Consider the following 26,712-nt stretch of genomic DNA (forward strand, 5'->3'; position numbering starts at 1 on the left):
ACACCGGATGGTATATCAGTTTATATTAAGATTACCGGTTTTACCGATGGGCGGCCACCCGTAATTCAGTTTAAGAAAAAGTGAGGTATTAAAATGGAATGTCCAAGCTGTGGTTATGCAGAAATAGAAACAAGAACTCAGGATGAAAAACTTTCCTTCGGAAACCAGTCGTTGACCCTTCATGGGATGAAAGGTGAGTTCTGTCCCCGATGCAATGAAGGTATATGGGATGAGGAAAGTTACCGGCGTTATACGGAAGCACAGGCGGCATTGGTGCGTGCAGTGAAAGGAGATGTGAGCGCGGATATCAGGCGCATTCGAAAAAAACTGAAGCTTACGCAGGCCGAGCTATCTGAAGTTTTTGGTGTAGGCAAGCTTGCATTTTCACGTTATGAGAGGGGGGAAACGCGCCCTTCGGTACCGTTAATAAAACTTCTCAAGCTGGTAGAACGGCATCCCGAACTAATGATTGAAATCCGTGCATCTAACCAAGCTGTATCCTCAGCCACAAAATAGCACCAAAATATCTTCCAGAAAAACAAAGGCCCTCAAACCATTGCTGGTTAAGGGCCTTATAGAAAAAAACTTATAGGGTCAGGTCTTGTTTTTTGCAGGCACCTTGAATCTAAGCGCGCGTTCATCGCTCTCCATATAAAATCAATTGTGTTCCAATTCCTTTAAAGCTTCAAGCAAAAACTTTTCGGCAGCGCCATCGAATACTGTTTAAAACATGGTATGCTACTGATGAGGGCCGAAGGTAGATAGCAGGAAGGAGTCCTTGATTGCTACTCTTATTCACAGTATGGGATTATGCTTATCACGTCTGATGGACATGTTGACGCACATAATCCGCAGCCTGTGCAGATGTCTTCATTTATATGTGCCATAGGTATGTCAGAGGATGTTTGCGGTCCGAATATTGATATAGTCTTTTTTTGTATATTAATTTCTATTGCATTTTGTGGACATGCAGATTTACAGGAGCCGCAGCCACTGCAACGTTCTTCATTTACTTCAGGCAATACGCGTTCTTCTTCCACATCGAGGAGCATCTCCCCGAGGGCTCCAAGTATCTCACGTGACTCCCACCTTTCTGCGCGAGGGTGTCTGATAAAACCTACATGATATCGCTTTCTTCCCCACTTGGTAGGCGACCACCTGAGCTGAGGCTCAGATCTGTATAGGGAGAGGAATTCCCGGTTTTTAAACAGGTCTTTGTAGTCGTCAAAACGTATAATCTTGTCGGCGTCTATGGTCAGTTCTCTCTTGAGGCCAGTAATGGCGGCCCTGCCCTCTTCAAAGGAAACTGCCTCCCCTTCTTCAAGATGAATGAATATAATGCCTTCACGCCTTGCCTTTTCATAAATCAACTCACCATACGAAGGCATAACCATGTTTTTCGTCAGCACATAGACTTTTTTTCCATCTTTTCTGAGATCCCGCGCCATATCTAAAAATTTAGCGGAAACATACTCATAGAACATTGCTGAGCCTGCATCTTCCGTTCCAAGGTAAAAGAGGCATGTTGAAAACTCATTATCAATATCGGCAAAAACAGGTTCGGATTCTTTATATATCTTTTCTTGATTCCTTACGATTTCCGACGGGAAATCCTCACCCCTGAGTGTAAGTATGCCTGCGCCGAATCCCGTAAGAATAGCATCTTTAATATTCATAGGCTCAAGGGCGCCTCCGGATACATAGACCCCTTCCACATCCGTTGTTAATGGTGTCTCTTCCTTTACAAATCCATACTCGTTGAGGGAAAAGCCGAATAATTTACCCAAGGTCACAAGCTGTGGATTTGGACGTAGACCAATCCCGAGGACCACGTAATTAAAACGCTCCTCTTTGAGATCATCTCCGGTGAAATACCGGATCGTAACACCCTCTTCATCCTCTTCGAAGTATCTTGAATTTGCTCTTATGAATGTAACACCTGCGTCCCTGTATGCCTTTTCCATATAAAATTCCTGGCCGAAAAACCGGAGGTCATTGTAAAAGACCTTGATCTCGGGTTTTGTCCTCTGGAGGGTCCATTTAATCTCGCGTATGGTGTAAGAACAACATACCGATGAACAAAGGGGGTACTCCTTTGAACGGGAGCCCACGCAGAGTACAAAGCCGATCTTGTTAAAATCATCGGGAAGCTCCCCGTTGCGCTGGTCTATAAGGGCGTCGTATTCAAGGCTTGTAAGCACCCTCTTCCCTTTATATTCAACCGGATCATAGGGGATGAGACCTGCGGTTATAATTATCTTATCTGCTTTTATTACTCTATCATTATAGGTTGTTACAACATATATTTCATCTAATTTATCAACAGTCTTAATGTTAGTACCTGTTATTACATCAATATTATTGTTATCTCTGATCTCATCAAAAAATGTCTTAAACCCTACCCGGCAGTTCGCGATGCGCGCCATGAGGCCACCCGGCTCAGGAGCACATTCGAGTATGGTAACATGATGACCTTCTTTTAAAATAACCTTTGCCGCTGATATGCCGCTTATACCGCCGCCTACTATCAATACATTCATAACGCGTTATTATCTCCCGTCAAATAGAGTAGAAGGTCTGTGAGATAGATGATTTTCCTTTTTGTTGAAAAGGTTTTAAGGGCCATATGACATAGGGGGCAGAATACCACCATGACCCCTCTGGATTTTTCCAGGATCAACGTAGAAAGCTTCTCTGTGGCCCATTTGTTGGCAAAGAACTGGTTGCCTCCGCAGCACCGGTCTTTAATCTTCTCACCTTCGATCTCTCCGCCAAAAAATGTTATCAGATCTTCCATAACGGTTTTGTTCCTTATGGCCGTCTCTTCCGGACGCAAAAGCACGCATCCGTAATAAGGCGTAAAAACCTTTCCCTTCAGGTCCCGCATGGCATTCAGCGATACCAGCGCTTCCTTGTCGAGAAGTTCTAAGGGGTTCAATATTTCAAAATTGGCATCTGAATTAGCTTCTTTCAAGTTTTTGTAACAGGCAGGGCACGGCGCTACGATCTCCCTGCACATGCCTTCAGCTTTTTTCAGGTTTTCCCTGGATAGCCCGATAAGCTCATTACGGTCGCCGTATTCCAGGGCGCCACAGCAATTCCAATCAGGAATCTCATTAAGACTGTGACCGAGCTTTCTAAATATAGCCCGTACTCCCTTATCGAGCTTACGGGCGGAACCGGTCAGGGAACATCCGGGATAATATCCGTAATTCATCACATCCTGCCTTTATTGCCGTTCAAATCGTTTGAGCCGTTCAACCCATGCGAATTGTTTAAGCTGTTTGATCGATTTAAGCGTTTTACCTTATGGGGCAAATGGATACTCATGTATTCTGTCCATTTTGCCATATGTTTAACATACCCCTCTTTGAGTAAAAAGGGTATTGCCATCAAAAACACGTAGGGCTCGTATACCCTGCCCCATATGTTGATGGACCCTTTGAATGCCTTTTCAAAGGGCGAGGCCACAGAAAGGCTTTCCCGCAAGGCCCGAACCACATCCGGTATTTTTATCCGCCACGGACACGCACTGGTACAGCGGTAACAGTTGGTGCAATAACGTACCAGTAGATGATCCCTGTCCACCTCTTGCTCAAGGAACAAACTGACGAGGAGGTCCTGGGGGTTTATGTTCATCTCAAGGTCATTGACCGTACAGACTGAAGCGCAAATCTTGCATCCGAGACAGACCGAGAAATCCTCTTTTTTATAGCCAGCTAACTCTATAATGTAATCAGTCTTCTGCATCTTTTAACTCGTCCTCAAGAAATGTAAGGTAAGGTATCTCCTCGTCGAAACTCTTCCCTGACATGTATGCGAACATGCCCTGTAGTCTTTCCGATATACCCTTGAAATATTTTGTTAAAGGGATGCCCTGAGGACAGGCCTCTTCACAGGCACCGCAGCCTACACAAGTCTGTGATACATGGAACATCCGTATTAAATGAAAAAGTTCCTTCCCCTGGGGCATGGCAGCAGAACCTGTCCGTAGAATCTTGTTCAGGAATGCATCGCCTTTTGGCAGATATTCGTCGCCGTTGAAGACACAATCGATGCAGTAGCAGACAGGACACATATCCCTGCAGTTTTTACACATAATGCATTTTAAAAAGTCTTTTGAAAACTCTTCCATATCGGTTCGGAACTTCTCTGTTTTTACGGTTGCGTTTATGGACATTTCAGCAGGGGCATCTCCAGCTTCGCCCTCTATAAGCGAAAGAAAGGTCTCACCCTTCTCAGTATAGGGGGATGCCCACATAAAACCGTTTTTGTCCAGCCTGATGCCTGCGTCTCCCACAACCCCTCTTCGTTCACTGCAAACCCTGCAAGCCCATCGCATTTTTTCAGGTTCCTTGAAATAATCCTTTATTTGTGCTACCTCTGTTGGTATATCGTCCGTCTTTTCTTTTGAAGATACAGCCCCGAAACAATCGACAGAAACGGCAATGATATCCTCACATTCAATCTGTGTCAGCTTGACCAGTTCAATATAAGCTCTGATTTCGCAAGGTCGAAGAATGAGCATGATCTTTGTACCCTTGGCGAATAAACGGCGCAGGTATAAAGCCCCGTTTATGCCGAATGATGTATTTATAAGCGAAAAATGATCGAGGTTGCCTTTAAATATCCGATGGCCGATGTCGTCCGCTCCCTTTTCAAAACCCAGGACCAGATGCTTTTCGACCTCCAGAAACCTGTTGAGGGCATTTTCGATTTTGCCGTTATTAATTTGTTTTCCCTGCATTTTTCTTTTCCTTTATTTCGTTATACATACCTGTAACTTTTTCCACGAAACGTCGCGCCTCGGCTGCGCTTACCCAGAACAGGCGTAGCTTGTCTTTCATCGAAAATGCGTCAAACATCTCTTTCAAGGCAGCTATTTTTCTCCGTGTAAAGTAATTGCCTTTTATAAAATGACAGTCACCCGGATGGCATCCGGCAACAAAAGCACCATCAGCACCTTCAAGGATAGATTTAATGACAAAGGCTGGATCCACCCTGCTTGAACAGGGAACCTGAACCAGCCTCACCCCATCGGGGTATTTCATCCTTAAACTTCCGGCCATCTCGGATGCCTTGAACGTGCAGAAAGAACAGGCGAAACCTATGATTTCCTGGTTCTTATCGGTTTTGTCTTCAGACATGATACCTCCCTTTAGTGAATAGCTTTCCCTATTGGCTTTGTTGCTTACTATTCACTGGCTTCCTGTTGTTCACGATTGCATTCCTTTTCTCTTGTTTCTCTCTATTCACTATTCACTGCTCTTACACTGCTTCCACCAAAGCGCTTATCTCGTCATCTATTACGTTGTCAAGGTACCCCCTCAATCCTATGGCCGATGAAGGACATGTTGCATTACAGAGCCCACAGCCCATGCATGCAGCCTCCTCCACGTGCACAAGCCTCTTTGTTTCATCAAACTTTATTGCCTTTGCAACACATGCCTTTTCACACATCCTGCAACCGCTGCATCTTTTCATATCAACAAAAGCAATAAAGGGCTCCACAAAGGCATAGCCAAGATTCAGAAAACCGTAGAGCTTTGTTGCCGATGCCCTGCCATGGTTGATCGATTCTTCAATATCCTTGGGCCCGGAACATGCCCCTGCAATAAAAATCCCTTTTACTGCCGTATCATAGGGTCTGAGTTTCACATGGGCCTCAAGGAAAAATTTGTCCTTATCAAGCGTGATCTTAAGTAGCGACGAGATCAACCGGTTGTCTTCAGGAGGCGACATACCGATGGAGAGCACCACAAGGTCAAACTCCCTCTCAAAGAGCTCATTAAATAGCGTATCCTCTCCCCTGACAAGTACACCCTTGGAACCTGGGATGATTTCAGCGATATTGCTTCTTGTGAACAAGACACCCTTTTCCTGCGTATCCTCAAAGAATTCTTCTCCGCCTCGCGGATGGGCCCTCACGTCCATATAAAATGACTCAACGTATGAATCCTTATATTTCTCTTTTACTGTGTCAGCGACGCGAAGCGCATTGATGCAACATACCCTTGAACAGTATGGTTTCCCTATCTGCTCATCCCTTGACCCCACACAGTGGAGTATGGCTATTCGCGGGTTCTCGGGAAGGGACAGGGCATCGATGCTTCTTTCAAAATCCATAGTGGTAATGATCCTTTTATCTATACCGTATGCCAATTCAGGCTTTATTTGGGGGTCAAAAGGTGAAAACCCTATGGCCACGATAACTCCGCCGGCGACTATCCTTTTTTCACCTGCCCGGGTTAAGAGCACTGCCTCGTAGTTCCCGAAGGAGCCTTCAAATGAGCTGATAGTCGTTGATGTAAAGATCTCCACATTCTCTCTGCCTTGAAGTTCCTTCTCCATTTCCTCAATAATTAACGTACCGTCTTCTCCAATGGGCCATATGTTTTTAAGATTCCTGGTGTGGCCGCCAAGTTCCGCCTCTTTTTCCACCAGATAGACCTGCATACCCATCTTTGAGAGAAAAACGGCTGCGCTTAAGCCTGAGACGCCTCCGCCAATGATAAGTGCCGACTTGGTCACATCTACCCGTTTTTCTTCAAGGGGAACATAGTGTGACGATGAATAAAGCCCGGCCTTTATAAGTCTTATTGCTTTTTCCGTATTCTTATCAACATCATCTCCAACCCAGGAACAATGCTCTCTGATGCCCACCCTCCTTAAGAGAAAAGGATTCAAATCGGACTTTTTCAAGAGGTCTTTAAAGAGTTCCTGATGGAGCGAAGGGGTGCATGAAGCAATAATAACACGGTCAAGGCCGTGTTTTTCGATGCTGTCCTTAATCATGTCCTGACCCGGCTCGGAGCATACAAAAGGGTAATCCTCTGATACAGTTACACTGGGGAACATCTTGAAATATGTACTCAGCTTTTTCACATCAACAGTATGTTTAATATTATGCCCGCAATGGCAGATAAATATACCGGTCTTCATGTCAAAAGTCTCTGAATTTTATAAGTCATATAGGACTTATAAAAATCTTTTTCTTTATTTTTTTCACTATTCACTGATTTATATACTCCAGGCATCGTGATGCCGCCTCTCCGCCGGAGGCAACTGTGTCGGGTACATCCTTAGGGCCTGAGGCCATACCGCAGACAAAGATACCATCCACATTTGTCTTTGAAGGGGCTATCGAGTTACACTTGATAAATCCGTACTCATCCCTCTCTATGTCCATCATGCTGCAAAGTCCCGCCGTTTCCTTCCGGGGCCTTACTCCTGTTGCCAGTATCACAATGTCCACCTCGATCTCACGCAGCTCGCCGCTTAACATGTCTTCTACCTTCACCAGGAGACCGTTTTTGCCCTGCGTTACTTCTCCGGGAATGCCTCTTATGTAAAAGGTACCACTCTCCTGGGTACTCTTGTAGAATTCTTCATAACTTTTACCATAGGCCCTCACATCGATATAGGAGACGTAAATCTCCGAATCCTTTATCCTGTCCTTCACTATACTGGCATGCTTTGCCGTGTACATACAGCACACCCTTGAACAGAAACGGGCATTGCTCTGCCTGTCTCTTGATCCAACACACTGTATAAAATAAAATCTCTTCGGGGTCTTTCCCTTTAAGAGAATCTCACCTTCTGTAGGTCCTGTAACCGAACAAATCCTCTCAAATTCTATTCCTGTCATAACACCTTCAAGCGTGCCGTAACCAAATTCCTTTTTTTCAGTCGGGTCATATAGGTCAAAGCCAGGCGCAAGGACAATGCTGTCAAACTGCATGTCCACAATTTCGTCTTTCATATCGTAGTCGATGGCCTTCACATCGCAACGCCTCTCACACTCCCCGCACTGGATACACCCCTCTATCTGACCGGCAAGACATCGAGAGGCCTCCGCTATTGCCTGGTCAGGATTATAGCCCAAAGCTACCTCGTTAAAATCAGCAATTCTCTGTTCCACCGGCCTCTCAGGCATGGGGATCCGCTCAATTTTTTTGATTCTTCCGGCAAGCTCTGCCACCTCATTTCCGGATAATTTCTCCGGTTCTTTTTTCACCTTGTATGTTGTTAATTCTTCTCCTCTCAAATAACTGCTTATGGAGAGTGCAGCCTTCTGGCCTGCAGCGATAGCATCAACAACATAAGCCGGGCCTGTGACAACATCACCACCGGCAAAAATGCCTTTTATATTGGTAGCGCCTGTTGCAGGATCTATTTCTATGGTACGGCTTTTGCTTAAAGACACCCCGGTCTCTTCTGCGAAAGAGATTTGTGTTGTTTGTCCGAGAGCCGTAATTACCATATCCACTGGCACGGGAAACTCAGACCCATTTACGGGAATTGGACGTCGACGACCGCTCGCATCAGGTTCGCCAAGTTCCATACGAATACATTCCATTCTTGAGAGCGTTCCATTGTCGGCATAAAATCGTACAGGCGTCACAAGAAACTGTATCTCTATGCCCTCGTTCAAAAGGGCTTCTATCTCTTCATACGCTGCGGGCATTTCGTCGCGGGTCCGACGATAGATAATGCTCACGTTTTCACAACCAAGCCGTTTTGCTGTTCTCGCACAGTCAACGGCTGTATTGCCCCCGCCTATGACGGCAACACATTTACCTATTGTGAGCAAATGGTCTATATTTACAGCACGAAGGAATTGTATGCCATCAATAATGCCGGAAAATTCTTCTCCTTCCACGCCTGGAAGTAACCCTTCGGGAGCGCCGGTACTGATAAAAACAGCATCATAATCGTTTATCAATGAGTCGATGCCCTTGCTTTTTCCGACCTCAACACCACATTGAATTGTAACACCCAGCTTCTCGATATAGTCGATCTCTTTTTTCAGTTCCGCCTTCGGCAATCTGAATTCCGGTATGGCATACCGCAACATTCCGCCCGGTTCCGGGAGGGCTTCAAAAACAGTTACATCATGCCCTTCAAGAGCAAGATCATGGGCGCAGGCAAGCCCTGCCGGTCCGGCCCCTATGACAGCCACTTGTTTACCTGTCTTTTGAATCTGAGGCATCACAAGGGAATTTGGATCAAAGCAATCAACAGCAAAACGTTTCAGATCACGAACGGCCAGAGAAGAATCAAACTGTCCCCTGTTACACGCCTGTTCGCAGGGCGCATAGCATACCCTGCCGCATACCGAAGGAAAGGGGTTTGTCTGCCTGATAAGCATATAGGCATCTTCAAACCTCCCCTCACTGATATGTTTGATGTATCCAAGCACGTTTGTATGGATGGGACATGCATCCATACAGGCAGCCTTGCACGGCCGGTCTTCCCGTTTATCAACAGTAGCCTTATTTGGTATGGCTTGCGGGAAGGGGATATAAATTGCCTTCCTCTCGCCGGTCCCCATGTTGAATTCGCTCTTCATTACTACCGGACACCCCGGAAAGCATGTGCCGCAGGCGGTGCACTTTTTGATATCTACGTAACGGGATTTCTTTAAGACAATAACTTCAAATCCGTTCCCGCTTTTCTTCACAGCCACCGGCTTTGCCCACGAAAAAAGGTCTATATTCTGGTGGAGGGCCACCTCTACCATCTTTGGCGAAAGGGTGCATGTGGAACAATCCAGTGTAGGGAAGGTTTTATCGAGCTGAATCATCCGTCCCCCTATGGATGGACCTTCCTCGAGCATGGTCACTTGAACGCCGCAGGCCGCAAGCTCAAGGGCAGCAGTTATGCCGCCAATGCCCCCGCCAACAACAAGTACCCGTTTCTCTTGAGAATATGTATCATTCATTCCGCAATCCGAAGTCAGAAATCTGCAAATTCAAATTATCCTTTCACTATATCTTTCAACTTATCCCGGAGCTTGTTTGCATCGCCGATTACGCCATAATGGGCATACTGGAATATGGGCGCTTCCGGATCTTTATTAACTGCTATAATACAGTCAGAATCTTTCATACCGGCTATATGCTGGAATGCCCCGCTTATGCCCATGGCGAGATATACTTTGGGTTTAACTGTTTTGCCGGAAGTACCGACCTGTTGTGCCTTGGGAAGCCACATTTTATCAATAACAGGTCGCGAGCCGGACAAAGTTGCCCTCAGCAGTCCGGCAAGCTCCTGATAATCGTCTATCTCGTCCTTATTCCCAATCCCTCTTCCCACGGAAAGGAGGAACTCGGCTTTGGTGATATCTATCTCTCCCTTTTCTTCCTCAACATACTCGATGAAGGATCTCCCTTCTGCAAGGGTAATGTCCTCAAGCGCGACGGTTTCAGCAGGACCTTTTTCAACAGCATGTTCTTTAAAGCTGCCGCTTCGCACGGTGACAACACAGGGGCCGCTTCCTGCCTGCCGGAATTCACCGAATATTTTATCCGAATAGTAGCTTTTGTAGAAAACGTTCGTTTCTTTATCAAAGCCGCTTACATCCGTAATAAGAGGCATATCGAAATGCCCCGCCACATAGGACGCAAGCTCAGCGCCTGACGATGAGTGTGTGAAGACGATCACATCCGGTTTCCCACGAGAAGTCATCACTTTTTCTAAAATTGTAATGAAATTCAGTGGGTTGAGAAATATCTCCTCTTGCACGGTTGCCTTGATAGCAATATTTACAAGATTTCCCTTCATTTCATAGGCGCCATCGGGCATGAGAAGAACGATGCTCTTTTGCAGGAGGGCTGCAATACCTATGGAATCCAGGTTTCTTTCTTCAAAGACCCCACGTCTTACTTCAGCTACAACCAGTGTATAGCTCATTGGTATACCCCCTTTTCCTTAAGAATTCCGATAAGGTCTTTACATATACCATCCATCTCGCCAGTAAGCATAGTTGCCCCACCCTTCCTGGCCGGGTAAACCCATTTTACAACCTCTATGCCGGGGTTCAGGTTATCTTCATACTCCTTTCCTTTAAAGAACTTGCGTTCTACCTTGGATGCCTTCCTTACACCCATAATGGAAACATATCGGGGCTCGTTAATCCCTGTCTGAATTGATATAACACAAGGGAGCATAACCTTCACTCTCTCCTGGAGACCACCTTCGAGTTCTCTTCTTGCTATAACGTGGTCACTTTCAAAGGCGTCGATACCGATAACCATAGATACGAAGGGAAGCCCCAGTTTGGCCGCGAGAATACCACCCATTGCACCGAACTGATCGTCCTCGGACTGTACACCCGTAAAGATCGCATCAAAAGGAACATTTTCTTTCTTCAGGAAATTCTGTATCACGGTTGCTCTTGCGCCGGGGTCGTGAAGTATCTGATCAATCTCAATGAGAAAACCGTCTTTTGCCCCCATAGCAATGGCCCTTCGCAAGACCTCGTCGGATTCTGCATCGCCGATGGAGATTGCTGTCACAGTTCCACTGGTTTTCTCAACAATCCTTACCGCCTCTTCAACTGCGTAATTATCCCAATCATTCACCTTGAAAGGAACCTTTGAAAGGTCGACTGCCCTACCCTCGTCAACAATCCGCAGTTCTTCTTCCTGTGTTGCCGGTACTCTCTTTGTAAAAACCAATAGATTCATTTTATAAAACCTCCATCAATATCTCGGATATCTCTTTCACTGCCAACCCTTTTTCAGTTGCCGGGTCTTCAAGTGTCATTACACAGAAGGGACAGCTTGTTGCCATTACTTCTGCCCCTTTTTCTATTGCTTCCAAAACTCTTATTTCGCTATTCCGTTGACAGGTTGTCTCTGCCTCGTAAAACATCCTTCCGCCCCCGCCTTCACAACAGAGGGATGTTTCCCTGGACCTTGAAAACTCAAGTAGTTCCAGACCTTCTATACTTTTGAGTATATCCCTTGGTTCATCGAAGATGCCATTTTGTTTTCCGAGAAAACAAGGGTCATGGTAAATCACTTTCTTGTTATAAGGTATTTTGGGGGCAAGTCGCCCCTCTTTTACCATACTTGCCAGTACCTCCGTGTAATGGGATACCTTGATGCCCAGATTGCCGTATTCCTTCTTCAGCGTGTTCATACAATGATGGGAAAGGGTTATAATCTCCTTAACCCCGTATTCTTTAAAAGCGGCAATATTCTCTTCCTGAAGCTCCTCGAAAAGACCTGACTCGCCTATTCGCCGTATCTCGTTGCCGCAGCATGCTTCCTCTTCCCCAAGAACACCGAATTCCAGACCTCCTTTATTGAGCATCTTTGCTACATTTACCGGTATAACCATGCACCTGGGATCATATGCCTGAATACAACATGTGAAAAGAAGCCTCTTTGACACGGTTTCACTTACATGAGGGACCTCGATATCAAGTTTTTCGAACCAGGATCCCCTTTTAGCCCGGGAACGACCCCACGGGTTCCTCTGAACAAAGGTATTCTCAAGGGCTTTTTGAATGGTTGCCGGTATGTCCCCTTCTTCAACCATGACAGACCTTACATCAATAATCATTTCTGATGGTTTTACATCTCTGGGACACCTGATGGTACATGCGCCGCATGATGTACAGTACCAGGGGATCGACTCTTCTATATGATGCTGGAACTGCTTTTTTCTCACAAGCATACGTATGTTGAAGGGGGTTCTTCCTGCCTCAGGGCAGCTCCCCGTACATTTTCCGCATTGGATGCATGTTAAAACCCTTGTTTGAGTCTGGCTGATCATATTTTCATACCTCTGCGTTTCAAATCAAATCTTCTTTAAAGACTCCCTTATAGCTTTTTTCAAAATTTTCCCCTGCGGGCTCTTGGGCAACTCTTTCCAGAATTCAACAGATTTCGGTTTTTTGTATCCGGCCAGATGCTCTCCGCAAAATTTGATAATATCCTCTTTTGTTGCAACGACCTCCTGTCTCAGGACAACAACAGCCTTCGGCACTTCACCCCAGTGTTCATCGGGGACGCCGATCACCGATACCTCAAGCACAGCCGGGTGTTTATAGAGTATTTCCTCGATCTCTCTCGGATATATATTGACCCCGCCGCTTATTATCATGTCATTTTTTCTTTCCACTAAATAGACGTATCCATCCTCATCAAGTTTGCCGAGATCGCCTGTATGAAGCCAGCCGTTTTTCAGCTTTTTTTCCGTCTCCTCCGGCATCTGCCAGTATCCCTTCATAACTGCCTCGCTTCTGCCGATTATCTCCCCTACCTCGCCGACAGCCACGTCTTTATCATCCTCGTCTACGATTCTGATCTCGTAATTAAGCGCAGGCTTGCCGGAAGAAGCAAGCCTCTTGATCTTTTTCTCATTGCCGTCAAGGATATGATCTTCAGGCTTTAATACTGTTGTAAAGGGTCCGCTTTCAGTCTGCCCGTACAACTGGGCAAAACCGCATGGAAAAACCTCAAGAGCTTTCTTGAGAAGCTCTACATGCATAGGCGCACCGGCGTATAGGATGAGCCGTAAATTGCTCAAATCATATTTTTTTACATCCGGTACCTGGAGAAGGCTATGAATCATGGTAGGCACCATCTGGCACCTCGTAATCCGTTCTTTTGAAATATATTCCAGAACCTGTTCAGGATTGAATCCCCCTTCCCGCCGGATGTAGAATGTGTTTGGCATATAAGAATGCCTGACAATATTGTCTTCGCAGGCCACGTGATACATGGGAAAGGTGATCAACACACGCTCGTCATACTCAACCCGTAGCTCTATTACGCTTGCTACAGCATCAGACATGAGGTGTCTATGCGTTCTCATCGCACCCTTTGCCTTACCTGTTGTGCCTGCAGTAAAGATGATGCTGAGCACATCTTCTTCAGATATTTTAATGTTGGGCTCAGAACTATACCCAATGGTAAGAATGTTTTTGTAATCCTCCATATAAGGGAACGTCGGGGTTTGGAGGCATATATAATGATCCATAGGATTTACATCCGGCCTGAGCGTATCTATCATCTCACCGTAGTCCTCATCCAAAAAAAGGAATTTAGGAGCCGAATAATTCAATATATCAAAAAGCTCGCCTTTTGTGAGATGGTTGTTGTAAGGGCAAAAGATACCTCCTGTTTTTGCTGCTGCAAAATATATTTCCATAAATTGATGGCAGTTATGAACAAGTACCCCTATGCGGTCACCTTTATTTAGCCCCTTATCTAATAGAGCGTTTGCCAGGCAATTGACTCTTTCGTTCAAAGTTTTAAAGTCCGTTGTTGCCTCTTCCGAGACAATGGCAGTTTTTGCAGGAAATTTATTTGCATTTCTTACAAGCATATCACCGATGACCATTATGATTTACCTCCTCTTGTTGTATGTATAAATGTGGCATGTCTATCTTATTTCATAAGTAAATTAGGCAGCCAGGTCACCAGTTCCGGAAAAACGAACAGCAATGCCACACAAAGGACCATAGAAATGAGAAAAGGATAAACACCTTTGTAAATAATGCCCATTGGTACTTTGGTTATATTCTTAACAATAAAAACACAGATGGCCACAGGCGGAATCACTGAACCAATACATACTGTAAGAGCAATCATAATGCCGGCCCATAAAGGGTCATAACCAAGTTTTAATACAATAGGAAAAAAGATCGGTGTTGCAAGGATCATAAATGCAAGGTCATCTATAAAGGAACCGCCTATAAGATATACTAAGAAAATGATAATCATTATCCAGACACGGTGTATCGGCAGTGCGGTAATCGTGTCGGCTGCTACCTGGGGAATTTGGGTAATGGCGATAAAATGGCCCAGTATCGCTGATGAAGCAATAAGCATAAGAACCATACATGCGGTGCGCAAAGATTCCTCAATAGATTTGATAAAGCCTTTGAAATTAATATCCCTTTTTAGAACACACAGAACAAGCACAGCGAATGCTCCGATGCTGCCTGCTTCCGTGGGCGTGAAAATCCCGTACATAAGGCCGCCTATCAATATGAGAAATATGACAATAGGCCATATTACATTGGGAACGGTCTTCCATCTTGCCGGCCAGTCATATTTTTCGCTTTTTGGTCCAATAGACGGATTGATTCCGCACCATCCGCAAATTACTACCATAAAAAGGAAAGATAAAATAAGCCCCGGTATTACGCCGGCCATGAAAAGCTTGCCTATAGACTGTTGTGTTACGATACCGAAGACTATCAGGGTCACGCTTGGAGGGAGCAGGATGCCGAGCGTCCCCACTGAAGCAACTATTCCGGTCGAAAGTTTTTTGCTGTAACCATATCTGTCCATCTCCGGAACGGCAACGCTTGCAAATGTTGCGGCTGTGGCAGCCACGGAACCGCATATTGCCTTGAACACGGTTGCGCCTGCCACTGTTGCTACGGCAAGCCCCCCCGGGATATGTCCTATAAATTTATGTGTAGTATCGAATAAACGTCTTGCAATGCCTGCATTAAAGGCAATCTGGCCCATAAGCACAAAAAGGGGTATGGCAGTGAGGCTGTAAGACGCGAGAGCATCAAAATAATCATTTGCCAGGAGGCTTATGGCAGTTTCAAAGTCGTTAAGCATGGCAAACCCTATGAAACCAACAATAGCCATACCAAAAGCAAGTTCAATGCCTGTTAGAAATACACATAAAAGTAAAAATAGCGCTATCATGCCGAACGTAATCTCATTCATGTTTATCACCTCCAAAAATCGCCTTAAGGACATCGGACAGGAGTACCAGGGACTCTATAAGGCCGCAAAGTGATAACAAGTATGCTACAGGATAATAGGGGACGTGTAAGGTAAGCGAAACCTCATGCGTTTTATACAAATCGTTCCCCTTTAAAAAAAACGACCATGTAAGGAGTATAAAGAACACGAAGCCTAATAGTTTTGTAAAAATTATGAATATCCTTTTCCAGAAATCGGAGAGATACTCCGTAAGTATATCAACATTTACGTGCGCACCCTCCAATGATGACTGAGGAAGAGACATACCTATAATCAGGGCTCCGGCAAAGGCTACCAACTCAAATGTTCCCGTAATAGGTTTCCCAAGGTAACGCATAATAACATCAACTACCGTAAAAAACATCATCAGGGCAAGTATTATCCCTCCGACGGAATTTGTGACTTTGCTGATCTTTAAGGTGGCGCTGAGAAATTTTTGCATTCTTTTACCTTCCTTTTTATGGTATTCGGGCTTATATACCCGGGGAGTGTTGTACCTGAACTCCCCGGGGTGAATTTTTAGAGTATTAGTGGTACTTCTTGATAGAATCTAAAAGAAATTTCACCGCCTCATCACCAGGCAAGCCCTTTTCCTTCGCATCCTTTATATATGCATCAACAAGGGGTTTGGAGCCTTTTTCATACCAACGGGCTTGTTCTTCTTTGCTTAGAGAAATAATTTTGACGCCTCTCTTTACCAGCCAGTCCTTGCCGTCTTTTGTAATGTCTGCCCACAACTTGCCGTACTTGTCTATGTATTCAACACTCATTTTATCCACTATTGCCTGGACATCAGGAGGAAGTGAGGCAAATTTTTTCTTGTTCATCATTACAATAAATACTGCTGAATATGCGCTGGTTACGTTCTCTGTAGAGTATTTTACATGTTCCCCTGTCCTGAAATTATGCAGTGCCTCATAACTTGACATCAACCCGTCAACAACGCCTTTTGCAAGGGCATCATACACATCAGGCATAGGCATTGCTACAGGAGCTGCGCCTATCAAGCCGACAAACTTTGCATTTGACCCGAAGCACCGTAGCTTCAACCCCTTTGCATCTTCAAGCTTTTCAACAGGTCTTGTTTTTGTATGGAGAAAACCGCCTGGCTGTCCATGGAATAGCAATACCTTCACATCATCGAACTCTTTTGGATTAAATTTCTTATAAAAGTCGTTTGCAATCTTGGTTGCTTCAGGTCCCTGCGGCCACCCGATAGGAAGATCGAGTACCTGTGAAAATGGAAATCTGCCCATTGTGTATCCGAGAACATGGTTGCCCACATCGGCAATTCCCTTCACAACGGCATCGTATGACTGTGCAGCAGGAACAAGCGTGCCTGCAGCATAGTAATTGACTTTGACTTTGCCGCCCGCCCGTTTTTCAAGATCTTTACCCCATTCCTGCAAAATGAGATCGTGCTTGCTTCCCACAGGGAACCAGTTAGCAATTTTTATTGTTATTACCTTTTCCTGTGCAAAGCTGACCGTTGCAGCCATACATGTAACTACGAAAAAAACAAATACCAACAAATGAATAATGCGAATCCGTTTCATAATACCCCCTTCTAAGATTTTATTTACTATCTGAACCAAGCAATTTTAATGCCACATTGAAAAACAAGTTAATTCACAACACATAGACTGAACCTTTTTCTATATTGTACCAATAAGATACAGCCTGTATCATATTGGTACAATGCTTACCGTCCTAACAGTCTCCTGCCGATAATCAATTTCTCAACTTCTTTTGTTCCTTCAAAAATCTCAAGGACTTTTGCGTCGCGCCAGTAATGACCGACATCATATTCTTCCAGTATACCATATCCTCCGTGGAGTTGTATCGCTTCATCGGAAACTTTTACTGCTATCTCTGCGGCGTACCATTTCGTCATGGCAATAAGCGCATGGTCTAATTCACCTTTATCCAATTTTGCGCTGGTACAATAAAGGAAGCTTCTTCCGGCTTCGACTAAAGTGGCCATCTCGGCTATTTTTGACTGTACTATCGGTGAGTCGGCAAGGGGGGCCCCAAACTGTTTTCTTTTACGCACATGACTTATCGCTTTCTCTAATGCTCCCTGAGCTGTTCCTATCCCGAATCCTGCTGCTTCCAAGCGGGAACGATTGAGAAATTCCATAATATTATAGAATCCCCTACCCTCCTTACCAAGTAGATTTTCCTTAGGAACTGTTACATCTTTGAAAGTAACCTCTCCTGTATCAGAGCAGCGTAGTGAAAGTTTATTTTTCAGTTTACTTGACTCGTAACCCGGCCTGTTAGTTTCTACAATAATAGTGCTGAAACGATCGTATTTTTTTTTCGCTTCAGGAGTAGTAATACAAAGAACGATAAGAAAATCTCCTCGATTAGCATTTGTTATGAATGTTTTGTTACCGGATATCACATATCCGCTGTCAGTTTTTCTTGCCATGGTTTTAACAGAAGACACGTCGCTTCCCGCATCTGGTTCCGTTATGGCAACACCCATCTTGGCTTCGCCTTTGCATACTAAAGGGAGATATTTTAGCTTTTGTTCTTCGCTTCCAATGAGGCTTATGAGTTGTGAACCGAAAAATGACGATGTTATCGAATGTGCAATGCCGCAGTCAATACGGGAAAACTCTTCACATATGAGGCTGTGATCTAAATACCCAAGGCCTGCTCCGCCGTATTTTTCATCTATAAAGACCCCAAGAAACCCTAAATCTGCAGCCTTTTTCCAGAGTTTTTCGTCGAACTCCTCCTTTTCATCCAGCTCCCGCGCCACTTCCATCAGTTCTCCTTCGGCGAACTCTCTTGCAGCTTTTCTTACGTCTTTCTGCTCTGGTGTCAGTTCGAACATCTGTCAGCCTCCCTTTTCTAAATGGTTTATAGAAAAAGTCAAAATGCAATAATCAGGCCATAAAACGAAATACCCCGCAATAATCTGCGGGGTATTGAACCTGATAAGGGATAGCTGTTATGATATATTACTCAATCAATCATGCTATAAAGTTTCCGGCGGCTTATACCAAGGAGTCTGGCAGCTTTGCTCTTATTACCATTGGTATGCTTAAGCACGTTTTCTATATGTTCTCTTTCTATATTATCCAGCCGCAGTATACCTCTACTCAATGCTTGTCTTTCCTTTCCGGCAGTAGCGGACAGAGTGTTCACAATACTTTGTGGAAAGTCATCACTGACAATCTCGCTTCTGCCCCCTGAAATCAATATTGCCCGCTCCAGCACGTTTGCAAGCTCTCTAACATTGCCTGGCCAGTGATAATCTATCAGAAGGTCCATGGCCTGGTTCGAGATCATCTTTTTTTTACCTCCTCTGGCATGTTTTTCCAAAAAATATTTAGTCAAAACAAGCAGATCGCTTTTTCGTTTACGAAGGGGCGGCACTTCAATAATAAAAGTATTAAGCCGGTAAAAAAGGTCTTTACGAAATCTGTTTGTTTCAATTTCTTCCTCAAGACTCTTATTTGTGGCAAAAATAAAGCGTACGTCTACTTTAGTCTCTTTTGTATCGCCAAGTTTCCTGAATGCTGAAGTCTCAAGGACCCTGAGAAGCTTTGCCTGGATTGCCGGGTTCATATCCGCCACTTCATCAACAAAAAATGTACCTTTATCAGCTATCTGAAGCAGGCCCACTTTGTCTGTTTGTGCTCCTGTAAATGCACCTTTTTTATACCCGAAGAGCTCACTTTCAAGAATGTTTTCCTGAAGGCAGCTTGAATTAATTGCTACAAAAGGATTTGAAGAACGTATAGAGAGGGTATGGATAGCCCTTGCTACAAGCTCTTTTCCTGTGCCTGTTTCTCCAAGCACCAAAACGGGCGCCGTAGAGGTGCTTACTAAGGAGATAAATTTTTTAACCTCCTTAATTTCTTTACTATCACCTATAAACCTGTCATGTAGTTCAACCCTTTGTAAATGCTCCTCGAGGACAATATTTTTTTCTTTCAGTTGTTTCTTTTCATATGCTTTAAGTATCACGGTATGCAACTCTGAAAGCTTACAAGGCTTTGTGAGGTAATCGTATGCACCGAGCTTCATTGATCGTATAGCTGTATCAACCGATGCATTGCCCGTAAGCATGATTACTTCTGTGGTAGGTTGCATCTCCCTTAACCTGCCCAGAAGTTCAACACCATCCATGTCAGGAAGCATTATATCAAAAAGTCCAATGTCTAAAATTTCCTGCTTCATTATAGGAAGAGCCTCGTGGCCGTTTAATGCGGTGAAGACCTCCATTCCTTCCTTGGAAAGCTTTTTTTTGAATGCTTCTACAAGCTGATGTTCATCATCAACAATAAGAATGCGTATCATCAGGCTATTTTTCTCCTCTATGTATAAAATATCCAGGCAATGTGACTTTGAAGAAGCTCCCCCTTCCAAGTTTGCTCTCTACCTCAATATTTCCACCCATCCTGTTTAAAAATTCATAACACAACGTGAGGCCCAGCCCAACACCTTTGCCCGCGTCTTTAGTCGAGAAAAAAGGCTCAAAAATCTTGTCTATGAGGTCATCATGAATACCAACACCGTTATCTTCAATTTCTACCTTTACTGTGTTGTCAATCGGATAAGCTTTTACCCGTATCACTCCACCATCTCTTCTTCCAACAGCATCCACTGCATTTTGAAAAATATTCATAAAAGACTGCTTCACGGCATTTAAATCTCCTTTGACATGAAGTATGCATGGGGCAATATCTTTGTACAGGCGAATGTTTAATTTTTTAAAGTTTATTTGCTTCAGGAGATCGTTCAAACATACATTCAAATCTATTTCCTGAACTTCAAAATCTTTTTTCTTCGTCAGATCGATCATATCTTTTATGATATTTTTGCACCGGAATGCCTGTTCCTGTATGACATCCAAATATTCACGAAGTTCAGTCATTTCGTCTTCTTTTGCATTACCGCCCTTGAAGCCCTGGAACAATTCGCAGGCAAGCTCAGAATTGGCAGCAATTGTAGCAAGAGGATTGTTAAGCTCATGGGCAACGCCTGTCATAAGTCTTCCTATGACCGATGTCTTTACATCCTGAATTGACTGGATTTTTGCCTTCACTTTCTCGGTGTTATCCTCTATTATACACAAAAGTCCCTCTACTTTCCCATTTTTGCTTTTCAGAGGCACTCCACGGAAGTGAATATATTGACCCTGATCACCCCGATAGGTCGTAAAGGGAAAATCCTGCAGCTCAAAAGGTTCACCATTGAGCCCCTTCTTTATGTGCTCAGCAAGACCGCATCTAACCGTGTAAGTGTTTTGAAGCCAGTTAAAACGTAAGAGTTTCTCTTCAGCCTCAGCGCCTAAACCGGAAAGGGCAGCTAATGCAGGATTTACACTCATAAATTTTCCATCCCTGTCTATCGTAAAAATGGCTACAGGTGCATTATCAATAATGGCTTTATTAAAATCGTTCAGACTCCGCAATGCTTCTTCTGTCTTTTTTTGATCGGTAATATCCTGAACAGTCTCAATGATAAGAGTCTCGTCCTCCACTCTACCCTTCCTGAGAGGTGCAGTGGTAATAAGGTAATGCCTTGATTTTCCTTTATGCTTACTCTTTATTTCCGTATGTTCCAAGCGGCCGCTCTTAAGTGTTCTCAAAGCCGGACAGTTGCTGCATGGTACTCTCCTTTTGAATATCTCTCTGTAGCAGGATGTCTTTCCGGATTGAAAAATACCCTCTTCTTGAGACCAAATCGCTATTCTTTCGTTTTTCCACTGAATTTTCCGTCCTCGGTCAAGAACGTAAACTTCCATTGGCAAGGAATCAAGAATGGACTGTACGATATTGAAATCTATGTTAGGATCAAATTTCATGCTTGATTCACATTAATGTATGGTATTTTTCATTTACATAAGCCATGGCTTCGCCTATTGCTTGCGCCGTTTTGTCCAGATCTTCTTCAGTGTGTCTGTAGCTGATATACGCATGATGGTGCGGGGTGAAAAAGAAACCCCTGCGGATAAGTTGGGTGTAAAAATCATCGCGTCTGGCTTTCTGAGTATTTGCCTCATCTTTCTTGAAGGTTATTAAAAACATCGGAGCAACACCGGACAACTCTGCCCCGACATCATACTTGTCAATAATGTCCTGGATTTTTTTCAGAAGACGGCCGCCTTTTTCCCATATGTTTTCAAGGACTTTGTCACGTTCCAGAATTTCGATGGTTTTTAGCGCGGCGATATAACCGTCACTGTTCGGAAAGAAGGTGGAAGAAATAAAAAGCTTGGATTCTGCTGCCATCATCACGTTTTTCTTTCCGGTAACAACGCTAATTGCATATCCGTTGGCCATACCCTTTCCAAGTACCGTTAAATCAGGCGTTACTCCATAAAGTTCCTGCGCTCCACCCATTCTAAGCCTGAAACAGGTACGCACTTCATCGAAAACCAGAACAGAGCCATACTTGTCGGAAAGTTCTCTTACACCTTCGAGAAATCCGGGTGCCGGTACCTGCATCTTCTGATGGAGAGGATGTCCAAAAGGGGTCATAATTATGGCGGCTGTCTCATCGCCATGTTTTTTCATGAGGTCTTTAAGCTGGTCAAGATCATTATAATGGAATTCATATACATCCTCATAGAATTTTTCAGGGATGCCCCCTTTCATCTCTACGCACCAGTCATGCCAGCCGTGGTAGCCACATCGCATGACTTTGGTCCGGTTTGTGTGCGCCCTTGCGATACGGATACTTGCCGAAGTAGCATCGGAGCCGGTCTTTAAAAAGATGCTCATCTCAGAGCTGGGGATCAGTACGTTCAACTTTTTAGCAAGTTCATTCTGATAAGATTGTGTGAGCGAAAAGCAGAAACCTTTATCTTTTATCTGTTTTATCACTGCATCATCAACCTCTTCTTCCCTGTAACCCAGGATAATAGGTCCGTAGCCACATAGAAAGTCAATAAACTCATTTCCATCAACATCGGTTAATCTACATCCCTTGCCGTACTCGAGGAAAATAGGATACTCTCCTATAATAAAATCCCCAGGTTTTCTTGCACCCAGAACCCCACCAGGAATCAACGTTTTTGCCTCTTCAAAAAATTCCTGACTTTTTGTTATATTGAGTTTTTGAATATCTTTCATATATCCTCCTGTTGTAACCGTAACAGTCAGTTATTATTGATACTTTCAATAAACATTTAAAGTGTTAAAAATGTTTTAACACTTTAAATAGCTTAAATATTTTCTAAAGTGTCAAAATGGATGTTATCGTTTCTGTTTGATGTATCCTGGCACCTCTTTGTAGCAATGCTGAGAGGAATTTTTCCGGATCTATGCAACCCTCAGGGGCTACTACTCCTTTTACCTTCACATCACCGGCAAACATCATCAACGCAGCGATCGAAGCGGGAAGTCCTGTTCCTGGCGCCATCCTGCCCACTATATCGGCTGTATATGTTACCTGTTTTCCTTTTCTCTCACCCTTTACAATCACTTTCAAGCCGGAAGCAAGGGGTCCCTTATCTCTGTTATTAGGAATTGTTTCCCAAAGCTTCAAAGTCAGATCATAAGGTACTACCCTTGTTCCCCTAACCTCTACCGGTTCCGTACCGAGAAAACCTGTCTCTTTCTGCTCTTTAATCAGCTCATCTACCCATGCCGGTATCAACGCACCTTTAATAACTACCTTCTTCAAGCCTTCAATGTAACGGGGTATTGTTATTGGCTGTGGATGACCCACATAGCGAACCTTGCATGTACCAAGAGGTTCAAGGAACGTAGCTATCTCTTCGCCGGTACCACCATCTACATATTCCAGCTTCCCATCCAGAAATTGAGGAATTTTACCTGTAACCATATGGAGACTATGATCCCAGGCTGCGCCTGCAAGTTCGGCGATACTTACGACCCAGAATAAGTGAATCTCGTCAACACGATCCAGTTGGTTTGCGTACCATTTAACTATTACATTGTTTGTTCCTGGATCCGATCCCATTCCAGTCAGGACGGTTATCCCCGCTTCCTTGGCGGCATTGTCTATGTCAGAAGAGGAAAAAAGAATAGGGACAGCCTCATAGTCATCACAAATATCAATATAGTTGACCTTTGCTTCGACGGCTGCCCTGGCAACCGCAACCGCCGTTTTATAAAATGGTCCTGCGCAGTTGATAACTACATCGGTATCCTTAATTGCTGCAACCATGCCTTTATGATCATTTACATCAATCCTGATTAGTGATACTTTTTTACTGGCGCGCAACTTATCATTTACTCTATGCGGGTCTATATTTATGTCACCAAGAATTACTTCGTTGATCTGCTCCTGTTTAATAAGATCCCGGGCAACTCCCTGTCCCATGCCACCTGTTCCACCTATTACTAATGCTCGCATTCTCATTCCCACCTTTAAATTATAATTTTATATATCCAAATATATACTATCGCTTATTTATATCGAAATCCCCTTCGAGAAGTTCGGTAAGCACACCGTGGAGCTTGCTTGGATGATGTACGAAGGCATATCTATTTCCAAAAAGCTCTCTTGGTTCATCATCAATAAGCTCTTTGCCTTTTTTTCTCAGTTCCTCTAATGCATTATCAAGATTATCTACTTTATACGATATAAGAAATGCACCCTCCCCTTTGCTATCTATGAACTTTGCAACGTCTCCATCAGGTGAAGTAGATTCCATAAACTCTATAGCCACCTCACCTATATAATACCGTGCTACTTTTATCTTTTCTGATTCTGCAATATATTCAAATGCCGGTATTAACCCAAAATCTTCTTTATATACCGTTTTTGTTTCTTCAAGGTCTTTTACTGCAAAACATATATGGTCAATCTTTTCTATCTTCATTCCTTCATCTTTTTCCTTTTAAGCCTGTATCTCGTTAATTGTATCTTGTATTTCTACGTTTCACGCTTCACGAATGACGCTTCATGGATTTTGTTCACCTTTTTTCTTTTCCTCAATAGCCTTTAATATTTTGTCGGGCGTAAGCGGAAAATCTTTTATATTCACACCAATGGCATTACAGATAGCGCCACAGTAGGCCTGGGCCGCACTCATAGCAACTGACATACCTGCTTCTTTTGCTCCATAAGGTCCATTTGGATCAATTGTTTCAACTATTATATCATTTATTTTTGGCATATCGGTTGCCAGAGGCACCATATAATCAAGCTGGTTCGGGTTTAATACCCTGCCGTTATACCAGAGTATGTATTCGCTAAGCATACCTCCCTGACCACCCATCGCTACCCCGCCTTCAAACTGACCTTCAATGACTTTCGGGTTAAGGGCATACCCTACATCCTGTGCTGCCGTTACTTCGAGTACATCAACCTTGCCTGTCTCCGGGTCTACCTTTACTTCCGCAATAACTGAACCAAAAGAAAATGTTTCCGAAAGCTGACCGGATGGATTTTCCACCCATTCACGTCTGCTATCTACCTTCGGCCAGTAAGTGCCTTCTCCGCTTATAGACTCACCTCTACCCAGAGCCATCCTGACTACTTTAGACATTGAGATTGATTGCTCCGGATTATTAATTACAAAGATCTTTTTATCTCGCAAGTCAAGTTGATCTGCACTAACTTTCAGTACCTCTGAGGCAATCTTCAGAAGCTTCTTCTTTGCATCCTGAGCAGCAAGCCTTACAGCGTTTCCACCGATAAATGTCTCACACATTGAATAAGATCCAGGGTCGCTTGGTGTAACCTCTGTGTCAGCACTTATTAGCTGAACATTATCCAAGGCAAGTCCCAGCTCTTCGGCAGCAATTTGCACTATCATACTGTCGTTTCCCTGACCGTTGTCAACTATGCCGGTTATTACACTGATACCCCCTTCTTCATTAAATTTAATAAATGCCTGAGAACCTCCCCTTATCCCCATAGGAAATCCTGTTTGAACAGAATTACAACCTATGCCTATCCCATGATAGGGGAGTAGCTTTCCCCACTTTTCTTTCCATTTTGCCTTTTCTGATGTTTTAAGTATTGCCTCTGTCATACCACAACTTGCTATATATGACTTTGTTGAGGTATATTCGCCTGTCTTCCTTACGTTGTTAAGGCGCATTTGAACCGGATCAAGCCCAAGTTCCTGACCTATCATATCAAGCTGTAAGTCAATTCCGCAAGCAAAGGCCCTGCCGTGGGTGCGGAACATCCCCCTGATAGGTTTGTTTGTAAAAATTCTGTATCCATTATAGCGCACATTATCCATACGATATGCCTGTTCCATACATAAAAAGGGAACGCTGACAGCAATTGGGCCTGTGCTGCTGTATGCCCCGCCATCCATATGACAGATAATATCCCTCGATAATACCCTACCTTCTTTGTCGACACCGGTTTTAATTGTAGCAACCATGGAGTGAGCCTGCCGGGTCGCTATCGAGTTTTCTTCGCGGGTATAAACAATTTTTACAGGTCGTTGAGCCTTTTTTGCAAGAAGTGCACATATTACATCGGCAGGAGAAATCTCCGAACGGCCCCCAAAGGCACCGCCAATCCTTATTTTACGAACTCTTACTTTATTAAGAGGAATTTTCAGCACATTTGACAGTGGTTTGGCTTTTAGATGAGGTCCTGCATTGGGCATCCATATCTCAAGATTGCCTGACTGGTCAAAATGTGCTGCTACAGCGTATGGTTCACCCTGAAAGTACGAATCTTCAGGGGCCATAAATGTATCTTCGCGAAGATAATAAGATTCTTTGAATCCTTTTTCTATATCACCAATATCAATATTTACATGTATATTTATATTACCGGGATTGTTTTCATGGATCAGAGGAGCGCCCGGCTTTAGAGCAGATTCAATATCAAACACAGCCGGAAGCTCTTCATATTCTACCTTGATAAGTTTTAAAGCCTCAATAGCAGTGTCTTCATCAATGGCAGCAACTGCAGCTACTTCTTCGCCGACATACCTGACTTTATCTGTCGGCAGGAACTGCTGATCTTGCGTGTAACGAAAAACACCCCATTTGTCACCGGATGTGTCCCCTGAAGTAACAACGGCTTTTACACCAGAGAGATTTTCAGCGTTGGATGTATCAATGCGGATGATCCTGGCATGCGGGTATGGTGATCTCAATATCTTTCCGACAAGCATCCGGGAAAGTTTTATATCTGCCGAAAAAATTGCCTCTCCAGTTGCTTTTGAGGTTACATCAACCCTTTTTATACTTTTTCCAATGAGAGAATACTTTTCCAT

22 protein-coding genes are annotated in these 26,712 nt (G+C 44.0%); 1 reads left to right on the forward strand and 21 read right to left on the reverse strand.

Annotated features, from left to right (window positions below; translation table 11 throughout):
* Positions 1-93: 93 nt before the first annotated feature.
* Entirely contained in the window at positions 94-516 is a 423-nt protein-coding gene (locus NT178_00320; protein MCX5810982.1) for a type II toxin-antitoxin system MqsA family antitoxin, read from the forward strand.
* Between the two features lie 275 nt (positions 517-791).
* On the opposite strand, the gene NT178_00325 is transcribed toward NT178_00320, so the two are convergent.
* From NT178_00325 to NT178_00425, 21 genes are all read right to left on the reverse strand, one after another.
* Positions 792-2,540: an FAD-dependent oxidoreductase gene (locus NT178_00325; protein ID MCX5810983.1), complete on the reverse strand. Its 1,749-nt coding sequence runs from the start codon at positions 2,538-2,540 to the stop codon at positions 792-794.
* Positions 2,537-3,217 carry a heterodisulfide reductase-related iron-sulfur binding cluster gene (locus tag NT178_00330; protein MCX5810984.1) on the reverse strand — a complete coding sequence of 227 codons (681 nt, stop codon included), beginning with the start codon at positions 3,215-3,217 and terminating at the stop codon, positions 2,537-2,539. The genes NT178_00325 and NT178_00330 overlap by 4 nt, the downstream gene beginning before the upstream one ends.
* Positions 3,217-3,750 (reverse strand): (Fe-S)-binding protein, encoded by a 534-nt coding sequence (locus tag NT178_00335; protein ID MCX5810985.1) that lies wholly within the window; start codon positions 3,748-3,750, stop codon positions 3,217-3,219. Before NT178_00335 ends, NT178_00330 begins: the two co-directional genes overlap by 1 nt.
* Entirely contained in the window at positions 3,737-4,747 is a 1,011-nt protein-coding gene (locus NT178_00340; GenBank protein ID MCX5810986.1) for a 4Fe-4S dicluster domain-containing protein, read from the reverse strand. The genes NT178_00335 and NT178_00340 overlap by 14 nt, the downstream gene beginning before the upstream one ends.
* Positions 4,728-5,147, reverse strand: coding sequence for a hydrogenase iron-sulfur subunit (locus NT178_00345; protein MCX5810987.1), 420 nt, complete (start codon positions 5,145-5,147; stop codon positions 4,728-4,730). The genes NT178_00340 and NT178_00345 overlap by 20 nt, the downstream gene beginning before the upstream one ends.
* Positions 5,148-5,268: 121 nt before the next feature.
* Positions 5,269-6,942 carry a CoB--CoM heterodisulfide reductase iron-sulfur subunit A family protein gene (locus NT178_00350; protein ID MCX5810988.1) on the reverse strand — a complete coding sequence of 558 codons (1,674 nt, stop codon included), beginning with the start codon at positions 6,940-6,942 and terminating at the stop codon, positions 5,269-5,271.
* Between the two features lie 70 nt (positions 6,943-7,012).
* Positions 7,013-9,724, reverse strand: a complete 2,712-nt coding sequence (locus NT178_00355; GenBank protein MCX5810989.1) for an FAD-dependent oxidoreductase — start codon at positions 9,722-9,724, stop codon at positions 7,013-7,015.
* 35 nt (positions 9,725-9,759) lie between these two features.
* Complete coding sequence (locus NT178_00360; GenBank protein ID MCX5810990.1) at positions 9,760-10,695, reverse strand: electron transfer flavoprotein subunit alpha/FixB family protein; 936 nt, start codon at positions 10,693-10,695, stop codon at positions 9,760-9,762.
* A complete protein-coding gene (locus NT178_00365) occupies positions 10,692-11,471 on the reverse strand; it encodes an electron transfer flavoprotein subunit beta/FixA family protein (GenBank protein MCX5810991.1) in 780 nt (259 codons plus the stop codon). Before NT178_00365 ends, NT178_00360 begins: the two co-directional genes overlap by 4 nt.
* Before the next feature lies 1 nt (position 11,472).
* Positions 11,473-12,567 carry a (Fe-S)-binding protein gene (locus NT178_00370; GenBank protein MCX5810992.1) on the reverse strand — a complete coding sequence of 365 codons (1,095 nt, stop codon included), beginning with the start codon at positions 12,565-12,567 and terminating at the stop codon, positions 11,473-11,475.
* Positions 12,568-12,591: 24 nt separating this feature from the next.
* Positions 12,592-14,139, reverse strand: a complete 1,548-nt coding sequence (locus NT178_00375) for a long-chain-fatty-acid--CoA ligase (GenBank protein ID MCX5810993.1) — start codon at positions 14,137-14,139, stop codon at positions 12,592-12,594.
* 47 nt (positions 14,140-14,186) lie between these two features.
* Positions 14,187-15,488 (reverse strand): TRAP transporter large permease, encoded by a 1,302-nt coding sequence (locus tag NT178_00380; protein MCX5810994.1) that lies wholly within the window; start codon positions 15,486-15,488, stop codon positions 14,187-14,189.
* Positions 15,481-15,969, reverse strand: coding sequence for a TRAP transporter small permease (locus NT178_00385; GenBank protein ID MCX5810995.1), 489 nt, complete (start codon positions 15,967-15,969; stop codon positions 15,481-15,483). The genes NT178_00380 and NT178_00385 overlap by 8 nt, the downstream gene beginning before the upstream one ends.
* A gap of 85 nt (positions 15,970-16,054) precedes the next feature.
* Positions 16,055-17,083, reverse strand: a complete 1,029-nt coding sequence (locus NT178_00390; protein MCX5810996.1) for a TRAP transporter substrate-binding protein — start codon at positions 17,081-17,083, stop codon at positions 16,055-16,057.
* Positions 17,084-17,229: 146 nt separating this feature from the next.
* Positions 17,230-18,372, reverse strand: coding sequence for an acyl-CoA/acyl-ACP dehydrogenase (locus tag NT178_00395; GenBank protein MCX5810997.1), 1,143 nt, complete (start codon positions 18,370-18,372; stop codon positions 17,230-17,232).
* Positions 18,373-18,503: 131 nt separating this feature from the next.
* Positions 18,504-19,844 carry a sigma-54 dependent transcriptional regulator gene (locus NT178_00400; protein ID MCX5810998.1) on the reverse strand — a complete coding sequence of 447 codons (1,341 nt, stop codon included), beginning with the start codon at positions 19,842-19,844 and terminating at the stop codon, positions 18,504-18,506.
* A 4-nt stretch (positions 19,845-19,848) separates the two neighbouring features.
* Positions 19,849-21,354 carry an ATP-binding protein gene (locus NT178_00405; GenBank protein MCX5810999.1) on the reverse strand — a complete coding sequence of 502 codons (1,506 nt, stop codon included), beginning with the start codon at positions 21,352-21,354 and terminating at the stop codon, positions 19,849-19,851.
* Between the two features lie 7 nt (positions 21,355-21,361).
* Complete coding sequence (locus NT178_00410; GenBank protein MCX5811000.1) at positions 21,362-22,624, reverse strand: aminotransferase class III-fold pyridoxal phosphate-dependent enzyme; 1,263 nt, start codon at positions 22,622-22,624, stop codon at positions 21,362-21,364.
* Between the two features lie 103 nt (positions 22,625-22,727).
* Positions 22,728-23,873, reverse strand: coding sequence for a saccharopine dehydrogenase NADP-binding domain-containing protein (locus NT178_00415; GenBank protein ID MCX5811001.1), 1,146 nt, complete (start codon positions 23,871-23,873; stop codon positions 22,728-22,730).
* Between the two features lie 46 nt (positions 23,874-23,919).
* On the reverse strand, positions 23,920-24,342 hold the full coding sequence (locus NT178_00420) for a VOC family protein (protein MCX5811002.1): 423 nt from the start codon (positions 24,340-24,342) through the stop codon (positions 23,920-23,922).
* 81 nt (positions 24,343-24,423) lie between these two features.
* The gene (locus tag NT178_00425; protein ID MCX5811003.1) at positions 24,424-26,712 is read right to left on the reverse strand and encodes a xanthine dehydrogenase family protein molybdopterin-binding subunit; all 2,289 of its coding nucleotides are present in this window, start codon (positions 26,710-26,712) and stop codon (positions 24,424-24,426) included.

Source organism: Pseudomonadota bacterium (assembly GCA_026388255.1).
Lineage (GTDB): Bacteria > Desulfobacterota > Syntrophorhabdia > Syntrophorhabdales > Syntrophorhabdaceae > JAPLKB01.

Excerpts from the sequence above, each read along its gene's own strand:
- NT178_00320 (MCX5810982.1), top strand. The coding sequence starts at position 94 with ATGGAATGTCCAAGCTGTGGTTATGCAGAAATAGAAACAAGAACTCAG.
- NT178_00380 (MCX5810994.1), bottom strand. The coding sequence starts at position 15,488 with ATGAATGAGATTACGTTCGGCATGATAGCGCTATTTTTACTTTTATGT.
- NT178_00390 (MCX5810996.1), bottom strand. The coding sequence starts at position 17,083 with ATGAAACGGATTCGCATTATTCATTTGTTGGTATTTGTTTTTTTCGTA.
- NT178_00340 (MCX5810986.1), bottom strand. The coding sequence starts at position 4,747 with ATGCAGGGAAAACAAATTAATAACGGCAAAATCGAAAATGCCCTCAAC.
- NT178_00350 (MCX5810988.1), bottom strand. The coding sequence starts at position 6,942 with ATGAAGACCGGTATATTTATCTGCCATTGCGGGCATAATATTAAACAT.
- NT178_00385 (MCX5810995.1), bottom strand. The coding sequence starts at position 15,969 with ATGCAAAAATTTCTCAGCGCCACCTTAAAGATCAGCAAAGTCACAAAT.
- NT178_00415 (MCX5811001.1), bottom strand. The coding sequence starts at position 23,873 with ATGCGAGCATTAGTAATAGGTGGAACAGGTGGCATGGGACAGGGAGTT.
- NT178_00405 (MCX5810999.1), bottom strand. The coding sequence starts at position 21,354 with ATGAAATTTGATCCTAACATAGATTTCAATATCGTACAGTCCATTCTT.
- NT178_00330 (MCX5810984.1), bottom strand. The coding sequence starts at position 3,217 with ATGAATTACGGATATTATCCCGGATGTTCCCTGACCGGTTCCGCCCGT.
- NT178_00420 (MCX5811002.1), bottom strand. The coding sequence starts at position 24,342 with ATGAAGATAGAAAAGATTGACCATATATGTTTTGCAGTAAAAGACCTT.
- NT178_00395 (MCX5810997.1), bottom strand. The coding sequence starts at position 18,372 with ATGTTCGAACTGACACCAGAGCAGAAAGACGTAAGAAAAGCTGCAAGA.
- NT178_00370 (MCX5810992.1), bottom strand. The coding sequence starts at position 12,567 with ATGATCAGCCAGACTCAAACAAGGGTTTTAACATGCATCCAATGCGGA.
- NT178_00425 (MCX5811003.1), bottom strand. The coding sequence starts at position 26,712 with ATGGAAAAGTATTCTCTCATTGGAAAAAGTATAAAAAGGGTTGATGTA.
- NT178_00345 (MCX5810987.1), bottom strand. The coding sequence starts at position 5,147 with ATGTCTGAAGACAAAACCGATAAGAACCAGGAAATCATAGGTTTCGCC.
- NT178_00335 (MCX5810985.1), bottom strand. The coding sequence starts at position 3,750 with ATGCAGAAGACTGATTACATTATAGAGTTAGCTGGCTATAAAAAAGAG.
- NT178_00400 (MCX5810998.1), bottom strand. The coding sequence starts at position 19,844 with ATGATACGCATTCTTATTGTTGATGATGAACATCAGCTTGTAGAAGCA.
- NT178_00360 (MCX5810990.1), bottom strand. The coding sequence starts at position 10,695 with ATGAGCTATACACTGGTTGTAGCTGAAGTAAGACGTGGGGTCTTTGAA.
- NT178_00375 (MCX5810993.1), bottom strand. The coding sequence starts at position 14,139 with ATGGTCATCGGTGATATGCTTGTAAGAAATGCAAATAAATTTCCTGCA.
- NT178_00410 (MCX5811000.1), bottom strand. The coding sequence starts at position 22,624 with ATGAAAGATATTCAAAAACTCAATATAACAAAAAGTCAGGAATTTTTT.
- NT178_00325 (MCX5810983.1), bottom strand. The coding sequence starts at position 2,540 with ATGAATGTATTGATAGTAGGCGGCGGTATAAGCGGCATATCAGCGGCA.
- NT178_00355 (MCX5810989.1), bottom strand. The coding sequence starts at position 9,724 with ATGAATGATACATATTCTCAAGAGAAACGGGTACTTGTTGTTGGCGGG.
- NT178_00365 (MCX5810991.1), bottom strand. The coding sequence starts at position 11,471 with ATGAATCTATTGGTTTTTACAAAGAGAGTACCGGCAACACAGGAAGAA.